This window comes from Microbacterium endophyticum, from assembly GCF_011047135.1.
Classification (GTDB): domain Bacteria; phylum Actinomycetota; class Actinomycetes; order Actinomycetales; family Microbacteriaceae; genus Microbacterium; species Microbacterium endophyticum.
Genome location: NZ_CP049255.1, coordinates 55,086 through 77,136, shown reverse-complemented (window position 1 = coordinate 77,136; position 22,051 = coordinate 55,086). Strand labels below are relative to the sequence as shown.

Sequence of the window (22,051 nt, the reverse complement as noted above, 5' to 3'; positions counted from 1 at the left end):
TTATCGAGCGGGTGATGGGCGGGCTTTGTCGCTTACGGCCTAACTTGTCGCAAGGGCAGCGATCTCCCGAGCGGCCGAAGCAACTTCTTCATTGACGACGAGATAGTCGAACTCGGTTTGCGCTGCCAGCTCAGCCTTCGCCGTCCGCAAACGACGCGCTCGCTCCTCGGCGTCCTCAGTCCCGCGCCCGACGAGTCGATTGACGAGCTCGTCCCAGCTCGGAGGCAAGAGGAACACCAACGTCGCTGACGGCTCGGCTTCCCGCACTTGCCGTGCGCCTTGCAGGTCAATCTCGAGAAGAACCGTCTTTCCCTCGCTCAACGCCTGTTCGATGGGCTTACGTGGCGTGCCGTAGCGGAAGCGATTGTGCACTGTCGCGTATTCGAGCAGCTCGCCGGCAGCGATGAGACGATCGAACTCTTCGTCATCGACAAAGTAGTAGTGCTCAGCGTCGTTCTCTCCAGGGCGGGGCTGACGCGTTGTCGCTGAAACAGACAAGTGGATGTCAGGGTGAGCTTGCTTGATGTAGGCCGCGACAGTGCCCTTGCCGACGGCTGTCGGGCCCGCAAGTACGAGTAGCGAGCTGCGTCCTGCGCGCGGCTCGACGGAGGGAAAACGGGTATCGAGCCACGCGCTGAGGCTGGCGAGCTGACGTGAGCCTAGACCTCCGAGGCGTTTTACGGGAGAGATCTCAAGCTCAGCAAGAATACGATCGCGTTTTCCATGGCCGATGGCGGGTAGAGCGGTCAAGAAATCGGTAATTCTCAGTGTGCCTGATGCCGATGTCGGGTCCGAAGTTGCTCGCGCGAGAACTTCGCTCGGTGCGATCACGCGCGTCGAGATGTCCCGCTTGAGACTCGCTCGCGCTTGGCGCGCCGCGACCGCCTTGCGAGAGGCAGCGACCCGGTCGACATCGGGCGGGGTTTGTTTTTGAGTCACGCTCGCTCTCCCCTTAGCTCTGCGTTGCGCGCATCGATCCGACTGATGAGTTCCGTCGGGCCGCCTGCCACGACGCCACGGCTCTCATTCGCTAATACCGCGGGGCTGAGTTCTCCGAATATATCGGCGAGGTCACTCAGATTCGCGCCCTGAGCGCCAAATCCCGGAGCGAGGACGGGCGCCAGAGGCGCGATCGCGCCCCCGATTCCAAATTGCACGCGGTCAACGGTTGCGCCGATGACTACCCCGATGCTCCCCCACGTCTCTGGATCCGATGTCTGTGAATTGAACTCCCAGGCCTCGTCGAGAACGCGAGAGGCGACGCTCTCACCATCAGAGAATGCGTGGGCACCTTGCACGTCGTGAGCCTCCGGGTTACTCGTTGCCGCAAGCACGAAGAGGCCCTTACCATGCTCGAGTGCAAACGTCATCGATTCAGTTAACGCTCCGACCCCTAAGTAGGGACTGACAGTGAGGGCATCAGCTTCTAGCGGTGCACCAGGCATTAACCACGCTGCGGCATATCCCGCCATAGTTGAGCCGATATCTCCCCGTTTCGCGTCGGCGATCACAAGCAAACCGGCGTCGCGGGCAGTCGCGATGACTTCTTCAAGCGCAACGTATCCTGCGGCGCCGAAGCGTTCGAAGAAAGCAACCTGAGGTTTGACGCTGCTCACTCGGCCGGCGGCCGCATCAATGACTCTCAGCGAGAACTCGCGGGCACCCTCAGCAGTCCTCGCGAGCCCCCAATCAGTCAAGATCGCCTCATGCGGATCGATACCCACGCACAGCCGGCCGCGTTCAGCGACGGCCGACTGTAGGCGCGAGCCGAATGATCGGGGTGTCATAGTGCTGCTCGGTCCGCCGCGTATTCCTGCAAGCTCCGCACATCGAAACCGGAAGTCATGGCATCCATCGCGGCAACGGCGGCTCCAAGCGTCGATATCGTCGTGAACAGGGCCTTGTCGGCCGCCACCGCTGCGGCACGAATTTCGTAACCATCGGCCCGCGCCGACATGCCGCTCGGAGTGTTGATGATGATGTCGACCTTGCCATCGTTGATGAGATCAACGATGTTTGTCTCGCCCGATTCTTGTGTTGCGCTGTACTTGTTGACAGTTTCGACTCGGATGCCATTACGCCCGAGGATCTCGGCCGTTCCCTCTGTCGCGATCAGAGTGAAGCCGAGCTGTTGAAGTCGGTGCGCGGGAAGGATCACAGCGCGCTTATCGCTGTCGGCCACGGAGATGAAGACGGTGCCCGACAATGGGATACCACCGTAAGCGGCGTCCTGGCTCTTCGCGAACGCTGTCGGGAAATCGCGATCGATTCCCATGACCTCGCCCGTCGAACGCATCTCGGGACCGAGGATCGAGTCGACCGTCTGTCCGTCCTTCGTACGGAAACGCTTGAACGGTAGTACGGCCTCTTTCACGGCAACCGGAGCGCCCAGCGGCACACGTGAGCCGTCGATCACGGGGATCATGCCCTCGGCGATCAACTCTTGGACAGTGGCGCCCACCATGATGCGCGACGCAGCTTTCGCGAGCGGGAATCCGAGTGCCTTGGACACGAAGGGCACGGTACGGCTCGCACGTGGGTTCGCTTCGATGACATAGAGCACACTTGCGCTAATGGCGAATTGCACGTTCAGCAGTCCGCGGACGCCGATGCCTTTCGCGATGGCCTCGGTGGCGGTGCGGACCCGATCGATGTCCGATCGACCGAGCGAGACCGGTGGCAGGGTGCAACTGGAATCGCCCGAGTGAATGCCTGCCTCTTCGAGGTGCTCCATGACGCCACCGATGTAGAGCTCGGTGCCGTCGTAGAGCGCGTCGACATCGATCTCGATGGCGTCATCGAGGAAACGATCAACCAAGAGCGGCATGCCGGGTCCGATGATCGCCTGGTCGGCAACGCGCACGAAGTAGTCGCGGAGACTTGATGTGTCGTAAACGATCTCCATGCCTCGTCCGCCAAGCACGAAGCTCGGCCGTACGAGTACCGGATAGCCGATCTTCTCGGCGATCGCGACCGCGCCATCGACATCGATTGCGGTGCCGTTTCGCGGCGCAACAAGACCAGCACGATCAAGAAGTTGCGAGAATAGCTCTCGTTCTTCTGCGAGGTCGATCGCGGCGGGACTCGTTCCGAGAATGTTGTATCCCGCATCTTCGATGCCCTTGGCAAGTCCGAGCGGTGTCTGTCCTCCGAGCTGGCAAATAACGCCGAGGATCGTGCCTGACGCTGCTTCCGCGTGCAGTACCTCGAGCACGTCCTCGAGCGTCAAGGGCTCGAAGTACAACCGGTCCGAGGTGTCGTAGTCGGTCGAAACGGTCTCCGGGTTGCAGTTGACCATGATGGTCTCGTAACCCGCATCAGACAACGCGAAAGATGCGTGCACGCAGGAGTAGTCGAATTCGACACCCTGACCGATACGGTTCGGGCCAGAGCCGATGATGACGACCTTGGCGCGATCGGAAGGTGTCACTTCGGTTTCGGAGTCGTAGCTCGAATAGTGATACGGCGTGAGGGCGGGGAATTCTCCGGCGCAGGTGTCGACGGTCTTATAAACCGGACGTACTCCGAGACCGTAGCGGATGCCACGCACCTCTGCCTCGCTGGTGCCACGTAGTGACGCCATCTGAACGTCGCTGAAGCCGTGATCTTTCGCAACGCGAATGGTCTCGGCATCCAGTTCTGGGGCAGACGCGATGAAGTCGGCAACTTCGTTGATCAACACGATCTGATCGAGGAACCACGGGTCGATGCCAGTCGCGTCGAAAAGTTGAGCAACCGTCGCGCCTTTACGGAGTGCCTGCTGCACGAAAATGATGCGGCCATCGGTGGGTGTCTTCGCGATTTCCATCAGCTCTTCTGCGGAACGAGACTCTTCGTCCCAGTGGAAACTCGAACCACGCTTCTCAAGCGAGCGCAGTGCCTTCTGGAGCGCGGTTGCGTAATTTCGGCCGATCGCCATCGCCTCCCCCACTGACTTCATCGTGGTCGTGAGCGTAGTGTCGGCTGCGGGGAACTTCTCGAAGTTGAATCGCGGTACCTTCACAACGACGTAGTCGAGCGTCGGCTCGAAGCTTGCCGGCGTCACCTTCGTGATGTCGTTCGGAATCTCGTCGAGGCGGTAACCGATGGCGAGCTTCGCCGCGATCTTCGCGATGGGGAATCCGGTCGCTTTCGAGGCCAGGGCAGACGAACGCGAGACTCGCGGGTTCATTTCGATGACGATGATGCGACCGGTTGCCGGGTCGACGGCGAACTGGATGTTGCAGCCACCGGTGTCGACTCCCACAAGGCGGATGATGTCGATGCCGATGTCACGGAGCTTCTGGTACTCGTTGTCCGTGAGTGTGAGGGCCGGGGCCACGGTGATCGAGTCACCGGTATGTACGCCGACTGGATCGACGTTCTCGATGGAACAAACGACGACAGTGTTGTCAGCCGTGTCGCGCATGAGTTCGAGCTCATACTCTTTCCAACCGAGAATGGATTCTTCCAACAGCACCTCGTGCGAGGGCGAGTCGCGAAGGCCCGCGCCTGCGATACGGCGCAGATCCTTTTCGTTGTATGCAAACCCCGAACCGAGTCCGCCCATGGTGAAGCTCGGACGGACGACCAGAGGATAGCCAAGCTCTTCAGCGCCGGCGAGAATCTCGTCCATCGAACTGCAGATACGAGACGCGGCAACGTCGGCGCCAGCATCGATCACGAGCTGTTTGAAGATCTGACGATCTTCGCCCTTGTTGATGGCTTCTACCTTCGCGCCGATGAGCTCCACGCCGTACTTCTCGAGGATTCCTGCTTTGTCGAGAGCGAGTGCGGCGTTGAGAGCAGTCTGCCCGCCGAGTGTCGGAAGAATGGCGTCAGGCCGCTCTTTCGCGATGATGGTCTCGATCACAGCAGAACTGATGGGCTCGATGTAGGTGGCATCGGCGAAATCGGGATCAGTCATGATCGTCGCAGGGTTCGAGTTCACGAGGATGACGCGTACGCCCTCTTCGCGAAGTACTCGACAGGCCTGTGTGCCTGAGTAATCAAATTCGCACGCTTGACCGATGACGATCGGCCCTGAGCCGATAACGAGAACGGAGCGGATGTCGTCGCGCTTAGGCATTCGCATCTTTCTTTGTTGCAGCGGCCAGGTGATCTGTCACCATGTCGCGGAAGCGGTCAAAAAGGTAGTTGGCGTCGTGGGGCCCACCAGCAGCCTCTGGGTGGTACTGCACGCTGAAAGCGGGAATATCGAGAGCCCGGAGCCCCTCCACGACGTTGTCGTTGAGGCCGACGTGGCTCACCTCGACACGGCCGTAACCGCTCGGGCTTTCGATGATGCCCTCGGTGGGAGCATCCACAGCGAAGCCGTGGTTGTGCGCGGTGATCTCTACGCGGCCGGTCGACTTATCCAGCACGGGCTGATTGATGCCGCGGTGTCCGAAGGGCAGCTTGTAGGTGCCGAATCCGAGCGCACGGCCAAGCAGCTGGTTTCCGAAGCAAATTCCGAAGAACGGCAGTTTTGCATCGAGCACTTCGCGCAGCAACGATACGTGATCCTCGGATGCTGCGGGGTCGCCCGGGCCGTTGGAATAGAACACGGCCACCGGATCGATACGCAAGATCTCATCGATCGTGGTCGACTGCGGGAGGACATGCACATCGAACCCGCGAGCCGCGAGATTGACGATTGTCGCTTGCTTGATTCCGAGATCGATAACTGCCACCGAGCCGACGAGCTCGGACGTCGCCGGTGTGACTTCAGCCGAAGCCACCGAAACTTGGCTCGAAAGATTGAGACCTGCCATTTCCGGCGCTTCCTGCACGATGCGAAGCTGTTCATCCGCGTCGAGGGCTGCCGCATCGCCGGAAAAGATCCCGCCGCGCATGCTGCCGGCGGAGCGGATGTGCCGGGTGATAGCGCGGGTGTCGACGCCGCTGATTCCGACGATGCCGTCGGCGACGAGAGCGTCGTCCAGCGACATTTCGCTTCGCCAATTGGACACGACACGTGAGGGGTCACGCACGATGTAGCCGGATACCCAGATCTGGCGTGACTCGCGGTCCTCGGCGTTCATGCCGGTGTTGCCGATGTGCGGAGCAGTCTGCAGCACGATCTGGCCGGCATATGACGGATCGGTCAGTGTCTCTTGGTAACCGGTCATGCCGGTGGAAAAGACAACTTCACCCAGGGTCGTTCCCGCGGCCCCATAGCGGCGGCCCGGTAGGCGTGTCCCGTCTTCGAGGACGAGAACAGCGGGCTCCCGTGACCAGGATGGTGATGGTGCTGAGGTCATGCTTCGTCTCCTGTTGCCGTCTTGGCGGAAATCTGGGTGGGGGAAATCAACGACTCGAGTGCCGCAGCAAGTGCTCGAGACGATGTGTCCTGAGGTCGGAAATAGGAGTCCACGGTGGTGTCGTCCGCGAGAAGCCAGACGAACCTCGTGAGACCGTCGCGCTCGACGACACGGTCGATGGTGACGGTGGCTTGGTTCGCTGCGATGATGCGTTCTCGCGGAATGAAAATGCGTTCCTCACCCGCGAGGTCGAGCGCAAGTCCGGTATCGAAGACAACGAATGTCGCCGCGGCGCGAAAACCCAATCCCCTTATTGCGAGGCGCTCGAGAGCGTCGCCATGCACGGTGGTTGCGACGTACAAACCTGAGAAGGTCGAGAGGAGGCGAGAACCCGAGGGCGCCTCGCCGAACGGGGCTGTCAGTGCTGAGTCACGCTTGGTGCGTCGCAACCAGCCCCAAACCATGAGCCCGACGAGCGCGACCGCAACGCCAAGCATGACCAGTAATGCACCCTCACGCGTCATGATGTCAACTCCTGAATATCGCCGTCACGTAGCGTGGGACGGCCCTGGTGGAATGTCCAGAGCACTCGGCCCGGCAGGGTGCGGCCGATGTAGGGCGAATTGGTGCTGCGGCCCATGAGGTCCGCTTTCGTGAACTCGGCATTTTGTGCCGGATCGTAAAGCGTGAGCTCTGCTGGCTCCCCCGCAGCCAACGGCATGCCCTGTCCCGAAAGTTGCCCGATCTTGGCGGGAGTTCGGCTCATGACACGAGCGACGTCTTCCCACGTGAGCATGCCGGTGTCGACCATCGCTTGTTGCACGACGCGAACCGCGCTTTCAAGTCCGACCATGCCGTTCGCGGCCGCTGGCCACTCGCATGCTTTAGCTTCTGCCGGGTGAGGTGCGTGATCGGTGGCGACGATGTCGATCGTGCCATCCGCAAGTCCTTCACGGACCGCTTGCACGTCTTCGTCTCGGCGCAGCGGTGGGTTCACCTTGAAGCGCGCGTCGTAACCCCGCACAAGTTCGTCAGTAAGCAGCAGGTGGTGGGGAGTTACTTCTGCCGTGACAGAAATTCCCCGCTTCTTCGCCCAGCGGATGATGTCGACAGAGCCGGCCGTAGACAGGTGGCACACGTGAAGGCGTGAACCCACGTGTTCAGCCAACAGCACGTCCCGCGCAATGATCGATTCTTCAGCAACAGCGGGCCAACCGGTGAGGCCGAGTTCTGCGGACACCGAACCTTCGTTCATTTGCGCGCCCTCGGTGAGGCGCGGGTCCTGCGCGTGCTGAGCGACAACGCCGTTGAACGCCTTCACATACTCAAGCGCGCGACGCATGATGAGCGGATCCCACACGCAGAATCCGTCATCGCTGAAGACGCGCACTCGGGCTCGAGAGGTCGCCATCGCACCTAGTTCAGCGAGACGTTCACCCTTTTGCCCGACAGTGACAGCACCGATGGGCTGCACTGTGACATAGCCGGCGGCTTCTCCCAAGGCGAGTTCTTGCTCAACGACACCCGCAGTGTCGGCAACAGGTGAGGTGTTGGGCATGGCGAAGAGCGCTGTGTAGCCTCCGGCAGCACCAGCGCGGGATCCGGACAGAATCGTCTCGGATGCTTCGAATCCGGGCTCCCGAAGGTGAGTGTGGAGGTCGACCAATCCCGGTAGCGCAATCAGGCCGTCGGCATCAACCACCGTCGCGCCCTGGGCGCTGAGGCTCTTTCCGACGGCAGAAATGCGTCCGTCTGCGAGCAGGATGTCGGCTGTCGCGCCGCCTTCAATCTGCGCGCCGCGGAGGAGGAAATTCTCACTCATCGTCAGCCTTCTTTCTCATCGGTCGGGCGTTCTCCTGCCATCAGCAGATACAACACGGCCATACGCACCGAAACACCGTTTGTCACTTGCTCCAATACTGTGGAACGTGGCGAGTCGGCTGCTTCGGCGGAGATTTCCAATCCCCGATTCATCGGGCCTGGATGCATCACAATGCTACCCGCCGGAAGCCTGTTGACTCGTTCAGCATCAAGCCCCCAGGTGCGTGAATACTCCCGTTCAGTGGGGAAATACGCCGCGTTCATTCGCTCAAGCTGAATCCGCAGCATCATGACTGCGTCCGGTTCGGCCGCAATGGCCTCATCGAGGTCGTAGCGAATGGTTGCTGGCCACGCCGACACATCCTGGGGAACGAGTGTCGGAGGCGCAACGAGCGTCACCTCGGCACCAAGGGTCGTCAACAGCCACACATTGGAGCGGGCGACGCGTGAGTGCAGGATGTCGCCGACAATCGTGACCCGCAATCCCTGCAAATCTCGGCCGCGGCTGGCGTTCCCGAACGTGCGCTTTCTCAGCGTGAAGGCATCGAGAAGCGCTTGGGTTGGATGCTCGTGGGTCCCATCCCCAGCGTTGATGACACCGGCGGTAATCCATCCGCTCGTCGCAAGCGTTCGAGGCGCACCGGAGGCTCCGTGACGAATGACCACGGCATCCGCGCCCATAGCTTGCAGCGTTTGCGCCGTGTCTTGGAGGGACTCACCCTTCGATACCGATGAGCCCTTCGCTGAGAAGTTGATGACGTCCGCCGACAGGCGTTTTGCCGCAGCTTCGAAAGAGATGCGCGTTCTGGTCGAATCTTCAAAGAAAAGATTGACAACAGTTTTACCGCGCAGGGTGGGGAGCTTCTTCACCTCGCGTTGCTGTGTCGCAGCCATATCCTCTGCGACATCGAGAATGCTGATCGCCTCGGAGCGAGTCAGAGTCTTCGTATCGAGCAAATGCCTCATGAGCCGATCGTCACCTCTTCGATGTCATCTATTCCGGCGAGGCGAACATTCACTCGTTCATCACGTGCGCTCGGAAGATTCTTGCCCACGAAGTCAGGTCGAATCGGAAGTTCGCGATGCCCACGGTCGATCAGCGTTGCGAGCCTGACGACAGCGGGACGACCAATGTCTTGGAGGGCATCGAGCGCTGCGCGGATCGTCCGACCCGAAAACAGCACGTCATCGACGAGGATGACGACTTTTCCGTCGATACCGCCGGCGGGGATAGCTGTGCGCTGCGGCGAACGCGTTGGGTTTTGCGAGAGATCATCGCGATACATCGTCACGTCTAGTTCGCCCACAGGAACGCTGCACTGAGAGAACTCTTCTATGAGCGCGCCGATACGTTCCGCCAGGGTGATGCCGCGCGTGGGTATACCGAGAATGACGAGCCCATCGGCGCCACGATTGGACTCGAGGATCTCGTGAGCAATGCGTGTCAGAGCGCGTGCGATGTCGGCTTCGTGCAGCACAGTTCGTGTGCTCATTCGCCGCTCCCTTCTCCGCCTCACAGGACGGTGTTAAAGGTTGCTAGGTGCAACACCACCTTACATTGCGGCTGGGGTACTCGCTTCTCGGTGCAACTCATCTTCTTTAGCGTGAGCGCGAATAGGGTGCCCGAGAGTGCTGAGGCACTTGCCTGTGGAAAGGTCCCACTTCCAGTCGTGAAGTGAGCAGGTGAGTACGCCGTCTTCGATTTTGCCGGTCTTCGAGAGATCAGCGCGAAGATGGGGGCACCGACGTTGCACAACCCAGTCGCCGAGTTCTACATCTTCGGTGACGTCGGACTGTTCTGCGTACCAGTTCTCGACATACTCAAGCCGGTCGCGCGAGAGACACTTCATGAACGTGTAAATGAACTCGTTGAACTTGCCGATGCGCCCGGCCGCGAATTGCATCGATAGGAAGATCGAGTTCGACCAATCGATTTCGTGTTCTGCAATGTTCGTCGAGACGAGATCAGCGGGGATCGTGAACCAGTAGGAGCACTCCTCCCCCGCATACACACGAAGTTTTGCCTTGGGAAAGTCGACAACCATGTCGAGATCGCCGATCGTCATGCGCACAGGACCGCCGACGCCGTCGCGGAAAATACGTCCCCGACGTAGCAACGGTTCCCACCACGACTTCAGCGCCGCAAGCATCTCGGCGGGTGGCAGAACGGGTGCGCGCGAGTCTTCTTCGGCACGAATCTCCGCTTGGCGGCTCGCTCGTTGCTTCTCGAGATAGCCCCACTTGTCGCTGAACATCTCGTCGATTTCAGTGTCGGTATAGAGCGTCTGCTCGACAGCCTGCTCGCCATTTTCGATCGTGACGACGGTACCCGGAATGAAGACATGACCCGCGTACTGGGGGGCTTCTTCGCCCATGCGGGCAATGAACTCGGCTTGGTCAGTAAAAATCGAATCGTTCTGCTGTCCGAGCCCGTTGTAGCGGAACAGCTCGTCGCGCAAGAACATGGGCGGCCCCGCCATGGGGAAAACGTGAGGGGCATCAACTTTTTCGATGTAATACATCGCGCGTTTGTGCTGAGCGTCGCGTTTGAGTCGGGCAAAGTTCTGCTTTGCGTCCTCTGGCAGGTCGTAAACCATCGGCCACCAGATGGCGCCGGAGAATTGGGTGAAGTAAGCCTCGGGCTTCGAGAATGAAAGCAGCTTCTCGAGATCGAGCGGGTGCGAGTCGTTCTGATTGAGGATGCTGGCGGTGCCATCGTCGACGGAAAGACTGGAGTCACCGATCGGGCCGTCGCTGGGCGCACGAAGTGGTGTGACCATCATGCGGAGCGGGCCACGTTCGATGATCTCGCCGGACTGCGTGTACGTGATGTTGTTGAAACCGAGCGCGCGAAGGTCACGCTCGAGATCGTCGGTTGGGTAATCCGGAAGGAGCACCTCGATGTCTTTCGGAACGTATGTCTCAAGCAGCCAGGGATCAAAGTGATCGCGGTGGCGGTGACTCACGTAGAGAAAATCTGCCTTGCCGAAGCGTTCCCAATCGAGGTGGCGGTTATCGGGGAACGGAAACCACGATCCGTAGAACGCCGACTTCACCCACGGGTCGCACAGAATGCTGCCGCCCAAAGTCTCGATGAACATTCCGGCGTGGCCGAGTCCTGTGATGCGCATGCGCACTCCCTTCAAAATCGAGTGTAGGCATCCATTCTGAAAAGGATGCCGAAGTGGCGCCGTGCAAAAGCACCCGTACGCTCCAGTTGCTGCGCTAGCTAGAGCGAGCGACGCGCGCGAGAACTCCGTGCACGAACGCGCCCGATTCATCTGTCGAGAACTCCTTGGCGAGTTCTACTGCTTCGTCAATAGCGACGGCCGTGGGCACCTCGTCGTTGAAGAGCACTTCCCAGACGCCGAGTCGCAGGACGGCGCGGTCGACCGCCGGCATGCGGGACAGCGACCAATCCTTCGCAAACGTCGTGATCTGCTCATCGATTTCGTCGCGATGGTCGATGACACCGTCAACGATGTCTCGCGCGTAGAGCCACGAACCCGAACGCTGAGGCTCGCCGGCTGCGCGCTTGGCTTCAGCGGCGAGAGTATCGGGAAGGCCATCGCCGCGCACGTCGGCCTGAAAAAGGATGTCCAGCGCGCGTTTACGCGCTTTGCTGCGGGCACTCATGAATGTGTGAAGCTCGCCGTCTCAGCTAATGCGTCCGAGGTAGTCACCCGTGCGGGTGTCGACCTTTACTTTGGTGCCGTTCTCGACGAAGAGAGGAACCTGGATCTCGTACCCGGTTTCTACCGTTGCAGTCTTCGTGCCCGCTGATGAACGGTCACCCTGCAAACCCGGCTCGGTGTACGTGATTTCAAGTACAACGGATGCTGGGAGCTCGACGTAAAGCGGGTTTCCATCGTGAGTGGCGATGGTGACTTGTTGGTTCTCGAGCAAGAAGTTGGCGGTCTCGCCCACAACGGTTGCCGGCACATTGATTTGGTCGTAGTCAGCCATGTCCATGAAGACGAAGCTTTCGCCGTCCGCGTAGAGGTAGGTGAAGTCACGGCGATCGACGTTCTGGACATCGATCTTGGCACCGGCGTTATACGTCTTGTCGACGACCTTGCCAGTCATGACGTTCTTCATTTTGGTGCGAACGAACGCGCCGCCCTTGCCGGGCTTAACGTGCTGGAACTCAATGACGCTCCAGAGCTGTCCGTCGATGCTGAGGACGACGCCGTTCTTGATGTCTGCTGTGGATGCCATGAGAGAGAAGAGGTCCGTTTCGTGTTGTGGAATGCGGTCACTTGCGCTGGTACGTGAAGTGGCCGACGTCCTATCCTACGTGATGGTGTTGTTTAGTCCGCGGATGTACCGGTGATCAGAGCGCAAAGGCGGTCAACGGCGGTTGCGTAACCGGCGACGCCCTCCCCGATGACGTGGATAGCTGCGACATCCGCAACGTAGGAGAAATGGCGGAAAGACTCGCGTGCGCGAACGTCTGAAATGTGCACTTCTGCGACGGGGAGGGCAACCCCCGAGAGTGCATCCCGAAGCACCACCGATGTGTGAGTCAGCCCACCGGGGTTGATGACAATCCCCGTGCAATCCTCGCGAGCTGCGTGGATTGCATCGATCAAGACGCCTTCATGGTTGCTCTGCACTGCACGAACGACGAACCCGTGGGTAGCTGCAGCATGCGACACGACGTCTTCTACATCCTGCAGAGTCTGTGTGCCGTAGAGCGTTGGCTCACGGACACCAAGCAGGTTGAGGTTCGGTCCGTTTACCAGCAGGATCTGATTCGCCATGATCACGCACCGACTTCTTGGTAGGCGGCAAAGAGAAGAGATTCATCGGGTGCCTGCAAGACTGTGGGCTTCGCGATGTCGTCGAGAACGATAAAGCGAAGCATGCCGCCACGCGACTTCTTGTCACGCTGCATTGATGCAAGGAGTTGCCCCCAAGCGCCCGCACGGTATGAGGTGGGTAGGCCCAGCAGCTCTAAAATCGTGCGATGCCGTGTTGCGGCTTCGTCAGAGAGCCGCCCGGCGAGCCGAGAGAGCTCTGCAGCGAACATCATTCCGATCGAGATGGCGGCGCCGTGTCGCCACTGGTAACGCTCCGCGTGCTCGATGGCGTGACCGAGAGTGTGACCGTAGTTGAGGACTTCGCGAAGACCGGCTTCTCGCAGGTCTTCGCCCACGACTCGAGCTTTCATCTCGATCGCTAGTTCGATGCAGCGACGAAATGCCGGGCTCGTGGGATCGACCGCAGCAACCGGGTCCTGCTCGATCAGATCGAGAATTTCTGGGTACCAAATGAAGCCGGCTTTGACGACTTCGGCGAAACCGGCGACCCGCTCGTTTTCGCCGAGTGTCTCTAGGAGGTCGAGGTCGCACAGCACTGCTCGTGGCGGCCAGAACGCCCCAACGAGGTTCTTGCCCTCTGCTGTGTTGACGCCGGTCTTCCCCCCGACGGCCGCATCCACCATGGCGAGCACTGTCGTGGGGATCTGAACGATCTGCACGCCACGAAGCCAGGTAGCGGCAACGAATCCGGCTACGTCGGTGACTGAACCGCCGCCGAATCCCACAACAGCGTCGGTGCGTGTGAAATCAGCTTGCCCCATGATCTGCCAACAAAATGCGGCAACTTCAATGCGCTTTCCTGCTTCGGCGTCTGGAATTTCAGCGAGGAGAACCTCACGTTCGCCGGATGCCATGAGAAGCTCACGGAGTTCAGCTGCTTTAGCGCTCACCGTCGGAGCGTGCACGACAAGCACTTTCTTGACCGTCGGCGCGAGCGCTTGCGGTGTGAGCGACAGGATTTCGCGTCCGACAGTGATGTCATACGGTTCGGCACCAGCTACGGAAATGATGGTGTTGTCGCTCATGAATTCTCCAGACGGTTGTCGTCGTGCTTGGCCCAATCGACTATCGCTGCCACAGCATGCGCAAGCGGACCAGCCGATGTATCGAAAGTTGCGTCCGCCACTTCTTCGTAGAGCGGTAGGCGTTCTCGATAGATCTTCTGCCACCGTGCGAGAGGATCTTCCCCGGAAAGAAGTGGTCTGTCGTCGCTTGCAATCCTGGACGCGACGATCTTGGCGTTGACGGTAAGAAAGACGACGCGGTGTGCGCCCAGATCCGAGCGTGTGCTCGGGTCAAGCACCGCGCCCCCACCTAGTGCAATTACGCCGCCATGAGAGAGTGCGTCGATGACGGCAGCACGCTCAAGCTCTCGAAAGTGGCGCTCGCCCTGCTGTGAAAAGATCTCAGCGATAGCTCCGTGCTCGCGAATCACCGACTTATCTGTGTCGACAAACCGCTCGCCGAGTGCGCGCGCCACACGGCGGCCCACGCTCGTCTTGCCCGCTCCCATCGGACCGACGAGAACCAGCGATCGCGACTCAGGCGCGATCATCCGAGAAGAGCGCGCTTGAACTCTCAGACGCTGTGCGGAGCGTCTCAGGGATGGCCGCGAGATAGTTCGCCAGGTTCCGCGCCGTCTCCGCGACACTGTCACCGCCGAACTTCTCCAGCACAACGTCCGCAAGAGTGATCGCGACCATCGCTTCAGCGACAACGCCTGACGCCGGTACAGCACACACGTCGGAACGCTGATGGTGAGCGGATGCCGTTTCCCCGGTTGCCACGTCGATTGTTCGAAGAGCGTGGGGCACGGTTGCGATCGGCTTCATACCTGCTCGGACCCGCAGCAGTGTTCCGGTCGACATGCCACCCTCGGTTCCGCCCGCACGATCAGTCGTGCGCGTTATGCCGCCGTCATCTGCGAAAAGCTCATCATGCGCAGCAGAACCACGGCGTCGGGTTGTCTCGAAACCATCACCGATCTCGACACCCTTGATTGCTTGAATGCTCATGAGCGCCTGTGCCAGCTTGGCATCGAGTTTGCGATCCCACTGCACGTGGGAGCCGAGCCCCGGAGGAAGGCCGTAAGCGAGAACCTCCACGATTCCGCCAAGCGTGTCACCATCCTTACGCGCAGCATCCACCTCATCGACCATGCGCGCTGACGTCTCAGAGTCGAAGCATCGCAACGGGTCGGCATCGAGTGCGTCAACGTCGTCTGCTGTCGGAAGAGCCGACCCTTCGGGAACCTGCACGGGCCCGATCGACAGCGTGTGACTGACGAGTCGTATGCCGAGCTCTGAGAGAAACGAGCGGGCAATAGCGCCGAGCGCCACGCGGGCGGCGGTCTCACGTGCGCTCGCGCGCTCAAGGATCGGTCGAGCTTCATAGAAGCCGTACTTTTGCATGCCGACAAGGTCGGCATGGCCGGGTCGAGGGCGAGTGAGAGCTGCGCTGCGACCCCGAGACTTCTCTGTGATCTCGATTGGCTCGGGGCTCATGACTTCAGCCCACTTTGGCCATTCTGTGTTGCCGATACGAAGAGCGATCGGACTTCCAAGGCTTGAGCCGTGGCGGACGCCGGTCGAGAGGGTGAGTTCGTCTTCTTCGAACTTCATCCGCGATCCTCGGCCGTAGCCGAGCTTTCTGCGGGCGAGGTCAGCTTGGATAGCAGCACGGGAGATGGGGACGCCAGCTGGCAGACCCTCCATGACAGCAATGAGTTCGGGGCCGTGCGATTCGCCGGCCGTGAGCACGCGGAGCATTCTTCTAGTCTCCCACGAGAGCAGCACGCATCGCGGCGAGCACTGCCGGTTCGTCGGCAATCGGTTCTTCGATATCACCGGTGGTAAACGCTCGGACCTGAAGAAGCGCCTGGTGAAGTAGCATCCCGAGGCCCGAAATGGCGATCGCATCGTTGCGTTGCCACGCTGCTGCGAGGGTGGTCGGCCACTGTCCGTAGACGACATCGAACAGTGTTCCGCCTGTCGCAGCGAGCGCATCAGTGTGTGCGTCAGAAAGCGGGGCATCACCAGGCAGCGTCGCAATCGTCAGTTCGACGGCGGAATCAGAACGTGAATCGAATGAACGTGCTTCGACCTGCACGCCGAGCGTTTCACCGAGAGCAATGAGGTGATGAGTTGCGTCCGGGCGCCGAGCCACCACGTCAATGCGGGTAGCTCCCATCTCTGCAGCAGCGACAAGTGCCGACGTCGCGGTCGCGCCAGCTCCCACGATCCGAACATGGTCAAGAGCATCCATGCCCTCATCCTTTAGAGCTTGCACGAGGCCACCGATATCGGTGTTGAAGCCGTGTGCCCCACGCGCTGACAATGCCAATGTATTTACGGCGCCCGTGAGCTGAGCCCGCCTGTCACGACGGCTGGCGGCTCGGTATGCCGCGGATTTGAGCGGCATGGTGACGGAGAGCCCTCGGAATCGTGGACCTAGGGAGTTCAGTTCGCTCGTGAAGCGTGATTCGGTGACGCGGCGACGGTCGTATTCCCACTCGAGGTCGAGCACACGGTAGGCGGCGCGATGCAGCTCCGGGGAACGACTATGTGCAATCGGATCTCCCCAGACTTCACAGCGGGGAGTGACTAACATCCGGCGTCGGGATTCTCTGTGCACCATGCGCGCCACTGCGCTACTGCAGCCTCATGGTCAGCGAGATTGTTGGTGAATACGGTCTCACCGGTCTCGAGATTGACAGTCACGAAGTACAACCAATCACCGTCTGCGGGGTGCATTGCCGCATCGATGGCGATATCTCCGGGGTTCGCGATCGGACCGGCGGGTAAGCCCTGCCGGACGTATGTGTTCCAGGGATTGTCATCCGAGAGAGCTTCTGCTGAAGAACTCACTGTGCCGTCGTGCATCTCGCCGTAGCCATATTGAGCAGTGGAGTCCATCTGCAGCAGCATGCTGTCGTCGAGTCGATTCTGGATGACCCTCGAGACCTTGTAGAAATCAGCTTCAGATCCGGCTTCACGCTGAATGATCGACGCCACGGTGAGAACACGCTGTCGCTCGTCCACCGGAACACTGGCCGCGTCGAGCGATTCGACAGCACGATCGACAAGCGTTTGGATAACAGCCGTCGCCGTAGTGCCTGGTTCGAAGGTATAGGTGGCCGGAAACAACCAGCCTTCGAGCGAATCGGCTGACACACCGTAGTCGGAGGGTTTCGCGACAGCGGCCTCGAGTTCGTCAAGTGAAATAGTTGTGCTCTCACTCAGCCGCGTCAGCGTTTGCTCAACGGTGAGCCCTTCCGGGAGCTGCGCTGAATTCTCCATCTTGTTGGCGGGATCTTCGAGTGCTTCGAGTGCCGCGGCCGCCGTCATCTTCAACTGAAGTTGATACGTGCCGGGATAGAACGTTGTCGTCGCTCCGGTGTCGACGAGCATGTCGTAAAAGGCGTCGGAAGTTTTCGTGACGCCCTGATCGAAAAGCGTCTGCGAAATTTGTTGGCCGCCGTCACCGTCAGCGATTGTCACGAGGACCTCGCCTTCGGCCATTCCTGCTTCGTAGTCTTTGGGCTCTTCCCATCCCATCAACTCGCGAATCTGAGATTCGTAGGTGCTCCACACCCACCAGCCACCCGCGGCCACTCCCCCGACCAGCAACAGGATGAGTGCCAGCACAATCCCGCAGCCGAGCCGATTCTTGCTCTTTGACGAACGAGGGCCCCGGGCCGAGGGCTCGGGCTGGAACATCTCGTGGATGGGGGGCGTGTGTTGAGGTCGGGTGCTCATGCGCGACGTCTCTTCGGGGGCCGCTGCCGAAACTGGTGGGACCGCACTTTCCTCTCGCTGTGCCTCTCTTGCGGCACGCCGAGAGGAGGGAGTGGACCCGTCTGTGCGCCGGGGCGACGATTCGTTCAGCCCCGAGGACGGATCGTCTGGAAGCATGGCGTCAGTCATGTTGGGCGGGCTCCTATGCCGAAGAAACGGGAATGCCGGGTGCTCTTCCTGAACGCTTTTCGACGTCGATCGCGTTCTGCAAGAGAATAACCGCGGCGACCTGATCGACAATGCTACGAGAATTACGCTGCGAGCGCCCAGACTGCCGCAGCGCGGCGTGTGCGGAGACGGTGCTGAGACGCTCGTCCGACAGCCGTACGGGTCGCGAGCCGCGCGCGAGGCTGGCAGCGAAATCTCGCGCATCGGCGGTCGAGGCCGTGTCGGTTCCATTCAAGCTCAGCGGAAGTCCGACCACGATTTCGATAGCGTCGAACTCATTTGCGAGTTCCAAGACCCGTCGGATCGATTCGTCGTTGCGCGGCACGGTCTCGACGGGTGTGGCAAGCATGCCATCTGGATCACACCGGGCAACACCCACTCGAGCCTTACCCACATCAACGCCTAGGCGAACGCCCCGACGAAAGTCGCTCATGCGCCCATCGACAACGACGCGGTCACAGCAGACAGAGCCGCCGAGAGCGCCGGTACATCTGTGCCACCGCCCTGTGCCACGTCGTCTCGTCCGCCGCCGCCGCCGCCGAGGGTGGCGGCGGCAACTTTGGCCAGCACGCCTGCCTTCGCTCCAGCGTCGCGCGCAGAGGGAGTAGTCGCAACGATCACAACAGCTCGACCGCCAATATCGGCACCGAGCGCGATAACGGCCGGCTCTGCTGAGAGGCGGTCGCGAATCTGAAGCGCGAGTGCGCGTACGTCGTCAGCTGAACTCGCCGTGCCCATCGATTCCGCCACGACACGGTATGCGCCGAGCGGTCGTGCCCGGGAAGCGAGGTCAGGCGCACGGTCCGCAAGAGCTCGCGCCTCGTAAGCCGCGATCTTCTTCTCGGCGGCTTTGAGGCTTGCGGAAAGTTCTGCAATGCGGGTGGGAAGCTGCTCTCGAGGTGTCTTCAATGACGAACTGAGCTGCGACACGATTGCTCGCTCAGCTGCGAGATCACGGAAAGCGTCTAGACCGACAAGCGCCTCGACGCGGCGGTTGGATGCACCCACCGACGACTCTCCGATCAGATTAATCAGCCCGATTTCTGCACTAGATGTCACGTGAGTGCCAGCGCAGAGTTCACGCGACCACGGACCGCCGATGTCAACCATGCGCACGGTGTCGCCGTATTTCTCACCGAAAAGGGCCATCGCGCCAAGCTCTCTCGCTTCGGCGATCGGAAGTACACGCGTTGTGACGGTGAGGTTGTCGCGAACAGCGTTGTTGGATATCTCTTCAATTTCGCTTTTGGTTGCAGCGGAAAGGGCTTGATTCCACGAGAAATCGAAACGAAGGTAGCCCGCACGATTGAGAGATCCCGCCTGGGTTGCGCTCTTTCCGAGAGTGTCGCGAAGCGCAGCGTGTACCAGGTGCGTCGCTGAGTGAGCCTGTTGCGCGGACCGTCGATTTGCAGCATCAACGACGCTGGTGGCGGGCTGATCAACACCGACCTCGCCCTGAGTGACCTCCACTGTGTGGCTGATCAGCCCGGGCACCGGCTTTTGGACGTCGAGAACTTTAAGTTCGTAGCCAGGTCCGACGATGAGTCCCTTGTCGGCAACCTGCCCGCCGGACTCAGCGTAAAGCGCCGTCTCCGAGAGAATGATTTCAGCGATCTGTCCCACGCCGGCAGAGGAGACCGCGACTCCATCTACGAGAACGCCGAGAACACGCGAGCTGGTCTCCATGTCCGTGTATCCGGTGAAGACTGTCTCGCCAAGGGCGCGGAAATCGCGATAAACGCTGTGGTCTGCAATCGCGCGTTTACGAGACTTGGCGTCAGCTTTCGCCCGTGAGCGCTGCTCCTGCATCAACGCGTTGAAGGCCTCGCGGTCGACTGAAAGCCCTGCTTCCTCAGCAATCTCCAAAGTGAGATCGATCGGGAAACCGTAGGTGTCGTGCAAGAGGAAAGCGTCAGGGCCGCTCAGTGCGCTTTTGCCCGCGTCTTTCGCGTCCGTCACAGCGACGTCGAGAATGGTGGAACCGGAAGCCAGAGTTCGGAGGAAGGTTTCCTCTTCGGCGAACGCGTACTGTGAGATTCGAGACCAGTCATCAGCCACGACGGGATATGACGTTGCCATGGCGTCGCGCGAGGCGGAGAAGAGCTCTGGGAATGTCGCGCCGTCGACGCCGAGCAGACGCATGGAGCGCACAGTTCGACGCATCAAACGACGAAGGATGTAACCGCGGCCCTCGTTCGAAGGCGTGACACCGTCGGACAGAAGCATCAGAGACGAACGCACATGATCGGCGATGACGCGGAATCGTACGTCGTCTTCGTGCTCAGCGCCGTAGCGGCGTCCTGACATCTCGACAGCACGATCTAAGACCGGACGTACCTGATCTGTTTCGTACATGTTGTCGACGCCCTGCTTGATGAAAGCGACGCGCTCGAGACCCATTCCAGTATCGATGTTCTTATGGGGCAGATCGCCCACGATGTCGAAATCGATCTTCGATCGCACATTCGCAATCGAATACTGCATGAAGACGAGGTTCCAAATTTCAGTGAAGCGGTTATCGTCAACCGCCGGTCCACCATCCCGGCCGTACTTCGGGCCGCGGTCGAAGTAGATTTCCGAGCACGGCCCAGCGGGACCGGGCTGACCTGTAGACCAGTAGTTGTCTTCTCGGCCGAGGCGTTGGATTCGGCTCTCGGGTAGCCCGGCGATCTTCTGCCACAGGCTGGCAGCTTCGTCATCGTCTTCGTACACGGTGACCCAGAGGTCACGCTCTTCAAATCCCAGCCCACCGTCAGACTCTGCGCTTGTCAAGAGGTCCCAGGCGTAGCCGATAGCGCCTTCTTTGAAATAGTCACCGAACGACCAGTTGCCCAACATCTGGAAGAAAGTGCCGTGCCGAGCCGTATGCCCAACCTCTTCGATGTCGTTGGTGCGAATGCACTTCTGTACGTCGGCGGCGCGACTATACGGCGCTGGAACCATCCCTGTCAGATAAGGAATGAACGGAACCATTCCGGCGACAGTGAAAAGCAACGACGGGTCGTCGGTGACCAGCGAGGACGACGGCACGATGGTGTGGTCGTTTTTCTCGAAGTAGCTGAGATATCGCTGAGCGATTTCGGCAGTTTTCATGCGGGTGTTCCTTTTTCAGGCGCAGTTCATCCGGGAACCCCGGTCGAGGCGGAGTCAGTCTTTGTCGGATGTCACATCAGCAGCAGCGCTCGCGAGCTTCTCGGCCGCGTCGGTTGCTGCGTCTTTCATCTCTTCGGCGAGTTCTGTAAAGCGCGACTGCTGTTCGCGGTACGCGTCACCGATTCGATCGGTGAACTCCGTGATCCGAGAGTCGATGTCAGCCAAAACTTCGTGCCCACGTGGGTCTTTGTCCACGAAATGCGCGAGAACGAAACCGGCACCGGCCCCCAGCACGAACCACACCACATTTTTCACGTGACACTCCCTCATTTTGACCGCGCGAATCTCGGCGGGTTCATCCATCGTAGGCGAGAACGACCAAGGGCGCCGGGATAAACCCGACGCCCTTGGCTGAATTGCGATGCGCTGCTTAGCGTGCCGCGTAGTACTCAACGACGAGCTGCACGTCACAGGTGACGGGCACCTCGGCGCGCTTGGGGCGGCGCACGAGGCGTGCCTGCAGCTTGTCGAGCTCTACCTCGAGGTAGGACGGAACCGGGGGCAGAACCTCGGCGTGCGCGCCTGCGGCGGCAACCTGGAACGGCTCGGTGCCTTCGCTTCGCTCTTTCACGTGAATGAGCTGACCCGGCTTGACGCGGAACGACGGGCGGTCAACGAGCTGGCCATCCACCATGATGTGGCGGTGAACGACGAACTGGCGAGCCTGCGCGGTCGTGCGAGCGAAGCCCGAACGAACGACAAGAGCGTCAAGACGCATTTCGAGCTGCTCGACGAGGTTTTCACCTGTCAGGCCGTCGTGGCGACGAGCTTCGTTGAACGCAATACGCAGCTGCTTCTCGCGGATGCCGTACTGCTCGCGCAGACGCTGCTTCTCACGGAGACGAACGGCGTAGTCGCTGTCGGCTTTACGCTTCGTGCGGCCGTGCTCGCCCGGAGCGTAGGGACGCTTTTCGAGGTAGCGTGCTGCTTTCGGCGTTAGCGGGATGCCGAGAGCACGGGACAGGCGGACCTTGCGGCGGTCCTGGGACTTCGTGGGCACAGGTGTGTCCTTCCGATGACGTGGCCATGCATTTCACGGCTCACGGAC

At 60.4% G+C, this 22,051-nt stretch carries 21 protein-coding genes; all 21 read right to left on the bottom strand.

The annotated features are described in order from the left end of the window. Positions 1-39: 39 nt before the first annotated feature. The 21 genes from gmk to rpsD all read right to left on the bottom strand — a co-directional run bounded on the left by gmk (position 40) and on the right by rpsD (position 22,003). Positions 40-939 (bottom strand): guanylate kinase, encoded by a 900-nt coding sequence (gmk, locus tag G6N83_RS00380; RefSeq protein ID WP_165138206.1) that lies wholly within the window; start codon positions 937-939, stop codon positions 40-42. Continuing rightward, on the bottom strand, positions 936-1,787 hold the full coding sequence (pyrF, locus tag G6N83_RS00375) for an orotidine-5'-phosphate decarboxylase (RefSeq protein ID WP_165138205.1): 852 nt from the start codon (positions 1,785-1,787) through the stop codon (positions 936-938). The genes gmk and pyrF overlap by 4 nt, the downstream gene beginning before the upstream one ends. Then, a complete protein-coding gene (carB, locus tag G6N83_RS00370; RefSeq protein WP_165138204.1) occupies positions 1,784-5,068 on the bottom strand; it encodes a carbamoyl-phosphate synthase large subunit in 3,285 nt (1,094 codons plus the stop codon). The genes pyrF and carB overlap by 4 nt, the downstream gene beginning before the upstream one ends. Continuing rightward, entirely contained in the window at positions 5,061-6,242 is a 1,182-nt protein-coding gene (gene carA, locus G6N83_RS00365) for a glutamine-hydrolyzing carbamoyl-phosphate synthase small subunit (protein ID WP_165138203.1), read from the bottom strand. Before carA ends, carB begins: the two co-directional genes overlap by 8 nt. After that, the gene (locus G6N83_RS00360; RefSeq protein WP_165138201.1) at positions 6,239-6,766 is read right to left on the bottom strand and encodes a PH-like domain-containing protein; all 528 of its coding nucleotides are present in this window, start codon (positions 6,764-6,766) and stop codon (positions 6,239-6,241) included. The genes carA and G6N83_RS00360 overlap by 4 nt, the downstream gene beginning before the upstream one ends. Beyond that, positions 6,763-8,064 (bottom strand): dihydroorotase, encoded by a 1,302-nt coding sequence (locus G6N83_RS00355; RefSeq protein ID WP_165138199.1) that lies wholly within the window; start codon positions 8,062-8,064, stop codon positions 6,763-6,765. The genes G6N83_RS00360 and G6N83_RS00355 overlap by 4 nt, the downstream gene beginning before the upstream one ends. Positions 8,065-8,066: 2 nt before the next feature. Beyond that, the gene (locus G6N83_RS00350) at positions 8,067-9,029 is read right to left on the bottom strand and encodes an aspartate carbamoyltransferase catalytic subunit (protein WP_165138197.1); all 963 of its coding nucleotides are present in this window, start codon (positions 9,027-9,029) and stop codon (positions 8,067-8,069) included. Beyond that, positions 9,026-9,556, bottom strand: a complete 531-nt coding sequence (gene pyrR, locus G6N83_RS00345) for a bifunctional pyr operon transcriptional regulator/uracil phosphoribosyltransferase PyrR (RefSeq protein ID WP_165138195.1) — start codon at positions 9,554-9,556, stop codon at positions 9,026-9,028. The genes G6N83_RS00350 and pyrR overlap by 4 nt, the downstream gene beginning before the upstream one ends. 60 nt (positions 9,557-9,616) lie before the next feature. Next, positions 9,617-11,194 carry a Rieske 2Fe-2S domain-containing protein gene (locus G6N83_RS00340; protein WP_165138193.1) on the bottom strand — a complete coding sequence of 526 codons (1,578 nt, stop codon included), beginning with the start codon at positions 11,192-11,194 and terminating at the stop codon, positions 9,617-9,619. A 94-nt stretch (positions 11,195-11,288) separates the two neighbouring features. Further along, positions 11,289-11,699: a transcription antitermination factor NusB gene (nusB, locus tag G6N83_RS00335; RefSeq protein ID WP_165138191.1), complete on the bottom strand. Its 411-nt coding sequence runs from the start codon at positions 11,697-11,699 to the stop codon at positions 11,289-11,291. Positions 11,700-11,720: 21 nt separating this feature from the next. Next, a complete protein-coding gene (efp, locus tag G6N83_RS00330; protein ID WP_165138189.1) occupies positions 11,721-12,281 on the bottom strand; it encodes an elongation factor P in 561 nt (186 codons plus the stop codon). A gap of 92 nt (positions 12,282-12,373) precedes the next feature. After that, positions 12,374-12,826 carry a type II 3-dehydroquinate dehydratase gene (locus G6N83_RS00325; protein WP_183408477.1) on the bottom strand — a complete coding sequence of 151 codons (453 nt, stop codon included), beginning with the start codon at positions 12,824-12,826 and terminating at the stop codon, positions 12,374-12,376. 2 nt (positions 12,827-12,828) lie between these two features. After that, positions 12,829-13,911 carry a 3-dehydroquinate synthase gene (gene aroB / locus G6N83_RS00320; protein WP_165138185.1) on the bottom strand — a complete coding sequence of 361 codons (1,083 nt, stop codon included), beginning with the start codon at positions 13,909-13,911 and terminating at the stop codon, positions 12,829-12,831. Further along, entirely contained in the window at positions 13,908-14,441 is a 534-nt protein-coding gene (locus G6N83_RS00315) for a shikimate kinase (protein WP_165138183.1), read from the bottom strand. Before G6N83_RS00315 ends, aroB begins: the two co-directional genes overlap by 4 nt. After that, a complete protein-coding gene (gene aroC / locus G6N83_RS00310; RefSeq protein ID WP_165138181.1) occupies positions 14,428-15,654 on the bottom strand; it encodes a chorismate synthase in 1,227 nt (408 codons plus the stop codon). The genes G6N83_RS00315 and aroC overlap by 14 nt, the downstream gene beginning before the upstream one ends. Positions 15,655-15,658: 4 nt before the next feature. Next, entirely contained in the window at positions 15,659-16,495 is an 837-nt protein-coding gene (locus G6N83_RS00305) for a shikimate dehydrogenase (RefSeq protein ID WP_165138179.1), read from the bottom strand. Continuing rightward, the gene (gene mltG, locus G6N83_RS00300) at positions 16,489-17,643 is read right to left on the bottom strand and encodes an endolytic transglycosylase MltG (RefSeq protein ID WP_241246234.1); all 1,155 of its coding nucleotides are present in this window, start codon (positions 17,641-17,643) and stop codon (positions 16,489-16,491) included. Before mltG ends, G6N83_RS00305 begins: the two co-directional genes overlap by 7 nt. Before the next feature lie 181 nt (positions 17,644-17,824). Beyond that, on the bottom strand, positions 17,825-18,283 hold the full coding sequence (gene ruvX / locus G6N83_RS00295; RefSeq protein WP_165138175.1) for a Holliday junction resolvase RuvX: 459 nt from the start codon (positions 18,281-18,283) through the stop codon (positions 17,825-17,827). Then, positions 18,280-20,943, bottom strand: a complete 2,664-nt coding sequence (alaS, locus tag G6N83_RS00290; RefSeq protein WP_165138173.1) for an alanine--tRNA ligase — start codon at positions 20,941-20,943, stop codon at positions 18,280-18,282. The genes ruvX and alaS overlap by 4 nt, the downstream gene beginning before the upstream one ends. A 54-nt stretch (positions 20,944-20,997) precedes the next feature. After that, positions 20,998-21,258, bottom strand: coding sequence for an ATPase (locus G6N83_RS00285; RefSeq protein WP_165138171.1), 261 nt, complete (start codon positions 21,256-21,258; stop codon positions 20,998-21,000). A 115-nt stretch (positions 21,259-21,373) separates the two neighbouring features. Then, complete coding sequence (rpsD, locus tag G6N83_RS00280) at positions 21,374-22,003, bottom strand: 30S ribosomal protein S4 (RefSeq protein ID WP_165138169.1); 630 nt, start codon at positions 22,001-22,003, stop codon at positions 21,374-21,376. Positions 22,004-22,051 lie beyond the last annotated feature (48 nt).

Bases quoted from the DNA above. Each gene is read 5' to 3' on its own strand.
- pyrF (WP_165138205.1), bottom strand. From the start codon at position 1,787: ATGACACCCCGATCATTCGGCTCGCGCCTACAGTCGGCCGTCGCTGAA.
- carB (WP_165138204.1), bottom strand. From the start codon at position 5,068: ATGCCTAAGCGCGACGACATCCGCTCCGTTCTCGTTATCGGCTCAGGG.
- carA (WP_165138203.1), bottom strand. From the start codon at position 6,242: ATGACCTCAGCACCATCACCATCCTGGTCACGGGAGCCCGCTGTTCTC.
- G6N83_RS00360 (WP_165138201.1), bottom strand. From the start codon at position 6,766: ATGACGCGTGAGGGTGCATTACTGGTCATGCTTGGCGTTGCGGTCGCG.
- G6N83_RS00355 (WP_165138199.1), bottom strand. From the start codon at position 8,064: ATGAGTGAGAATTTCCTCCTCCGCGGCGCGCAGATTGAAGGCGGCGCG.
- G6N83_RS00350 (WP_165138197.1), bottom strand. From the start codon at position 9,029: ATGAGGCATTTGCTCGATACGAAGACTCTGACTCGCTCCGAGGCGATC.
- pyrR (WP_165138195.1), bottom strand. From the start codon at position 9,556: ATGAGCACACGAACTGTGCTGCACGAAGCCGACATCGCACGCGCTCTG.
- G6N83_RS00340 (WP_165138193.1), bottom strand. From the start codon at position 11,194: ATGCGCATCACAGGACTCGGCCACGCCGGAATGTTCATCGAGACTTTG.
- nusB (WP_165138191.1), bottom strand. From the start codon at position 11,699: ATGAGTGCCCGCAGCAAAGCGCGTAAACGCGCGCTGGACATCCTTTTT.
- efp (WP_165138189.1), bottom strand. From the start codon at position 12,281: ATGGCATCCACAGCAGACATCAAGAACGGCGTCGTCCTCAGCATCGAC.
- G6N83_RS00325 (WP_183408477.1), bottom strand. From the start codon at position 12,826: ATGGCGAATCAGATCCTGCTGGTAAACGGACCGAACCTCAACCTGCTT.
- aroB (WP_165138185.1), bottom strand. From the start codon at position 13,911: ATGAGCGACAACACCATCATTTCCGTAGCTGGTGCCGAACCGTATGAC.
- G6N83_RS00315 (WP_165138183.1), bottom strand. From the start codon at position 14,441: ATGATCGCGCCTGAGTCGCGATCGCTGGTTCTCGTCGGTCCGATGGGA.
- aroC (WP_165138181.1), bottom strand. From the start codon at position 15,654: ATGCTCCGCGTGCTCACGGCCGGCGAATCGCACGGCCCCGAACTCATT.
- G6N83_RS00305 (WP_165138179.1), bottom strand. From the start codon at position 16,495: ATGTTAGTCACTCCCCGCTGTGAAGTCTGGGGAGATCCGATTGCACAT.
- mltG (WP_241246234.1), bottom strand. From the start codon at position 17,643: ATGAGCACCCGACCTCAACACACGCCCCCCATCCACGAGATGTTCCAG.
- ruvX (WP_165138175.1), bottom strand. From the start codon at position 18,283: ATGAGCGACTTTCGTCGGGGCGTTCGCCTAGGCGTTGATGTGGGTAAG.
- alaS (WP_165138173.1), bottom strand. From the start codon at position 20,943: ATGAAAACTGCCGAAATCGCTCAGCGATATCTCAGCTACTTCGAGAAA.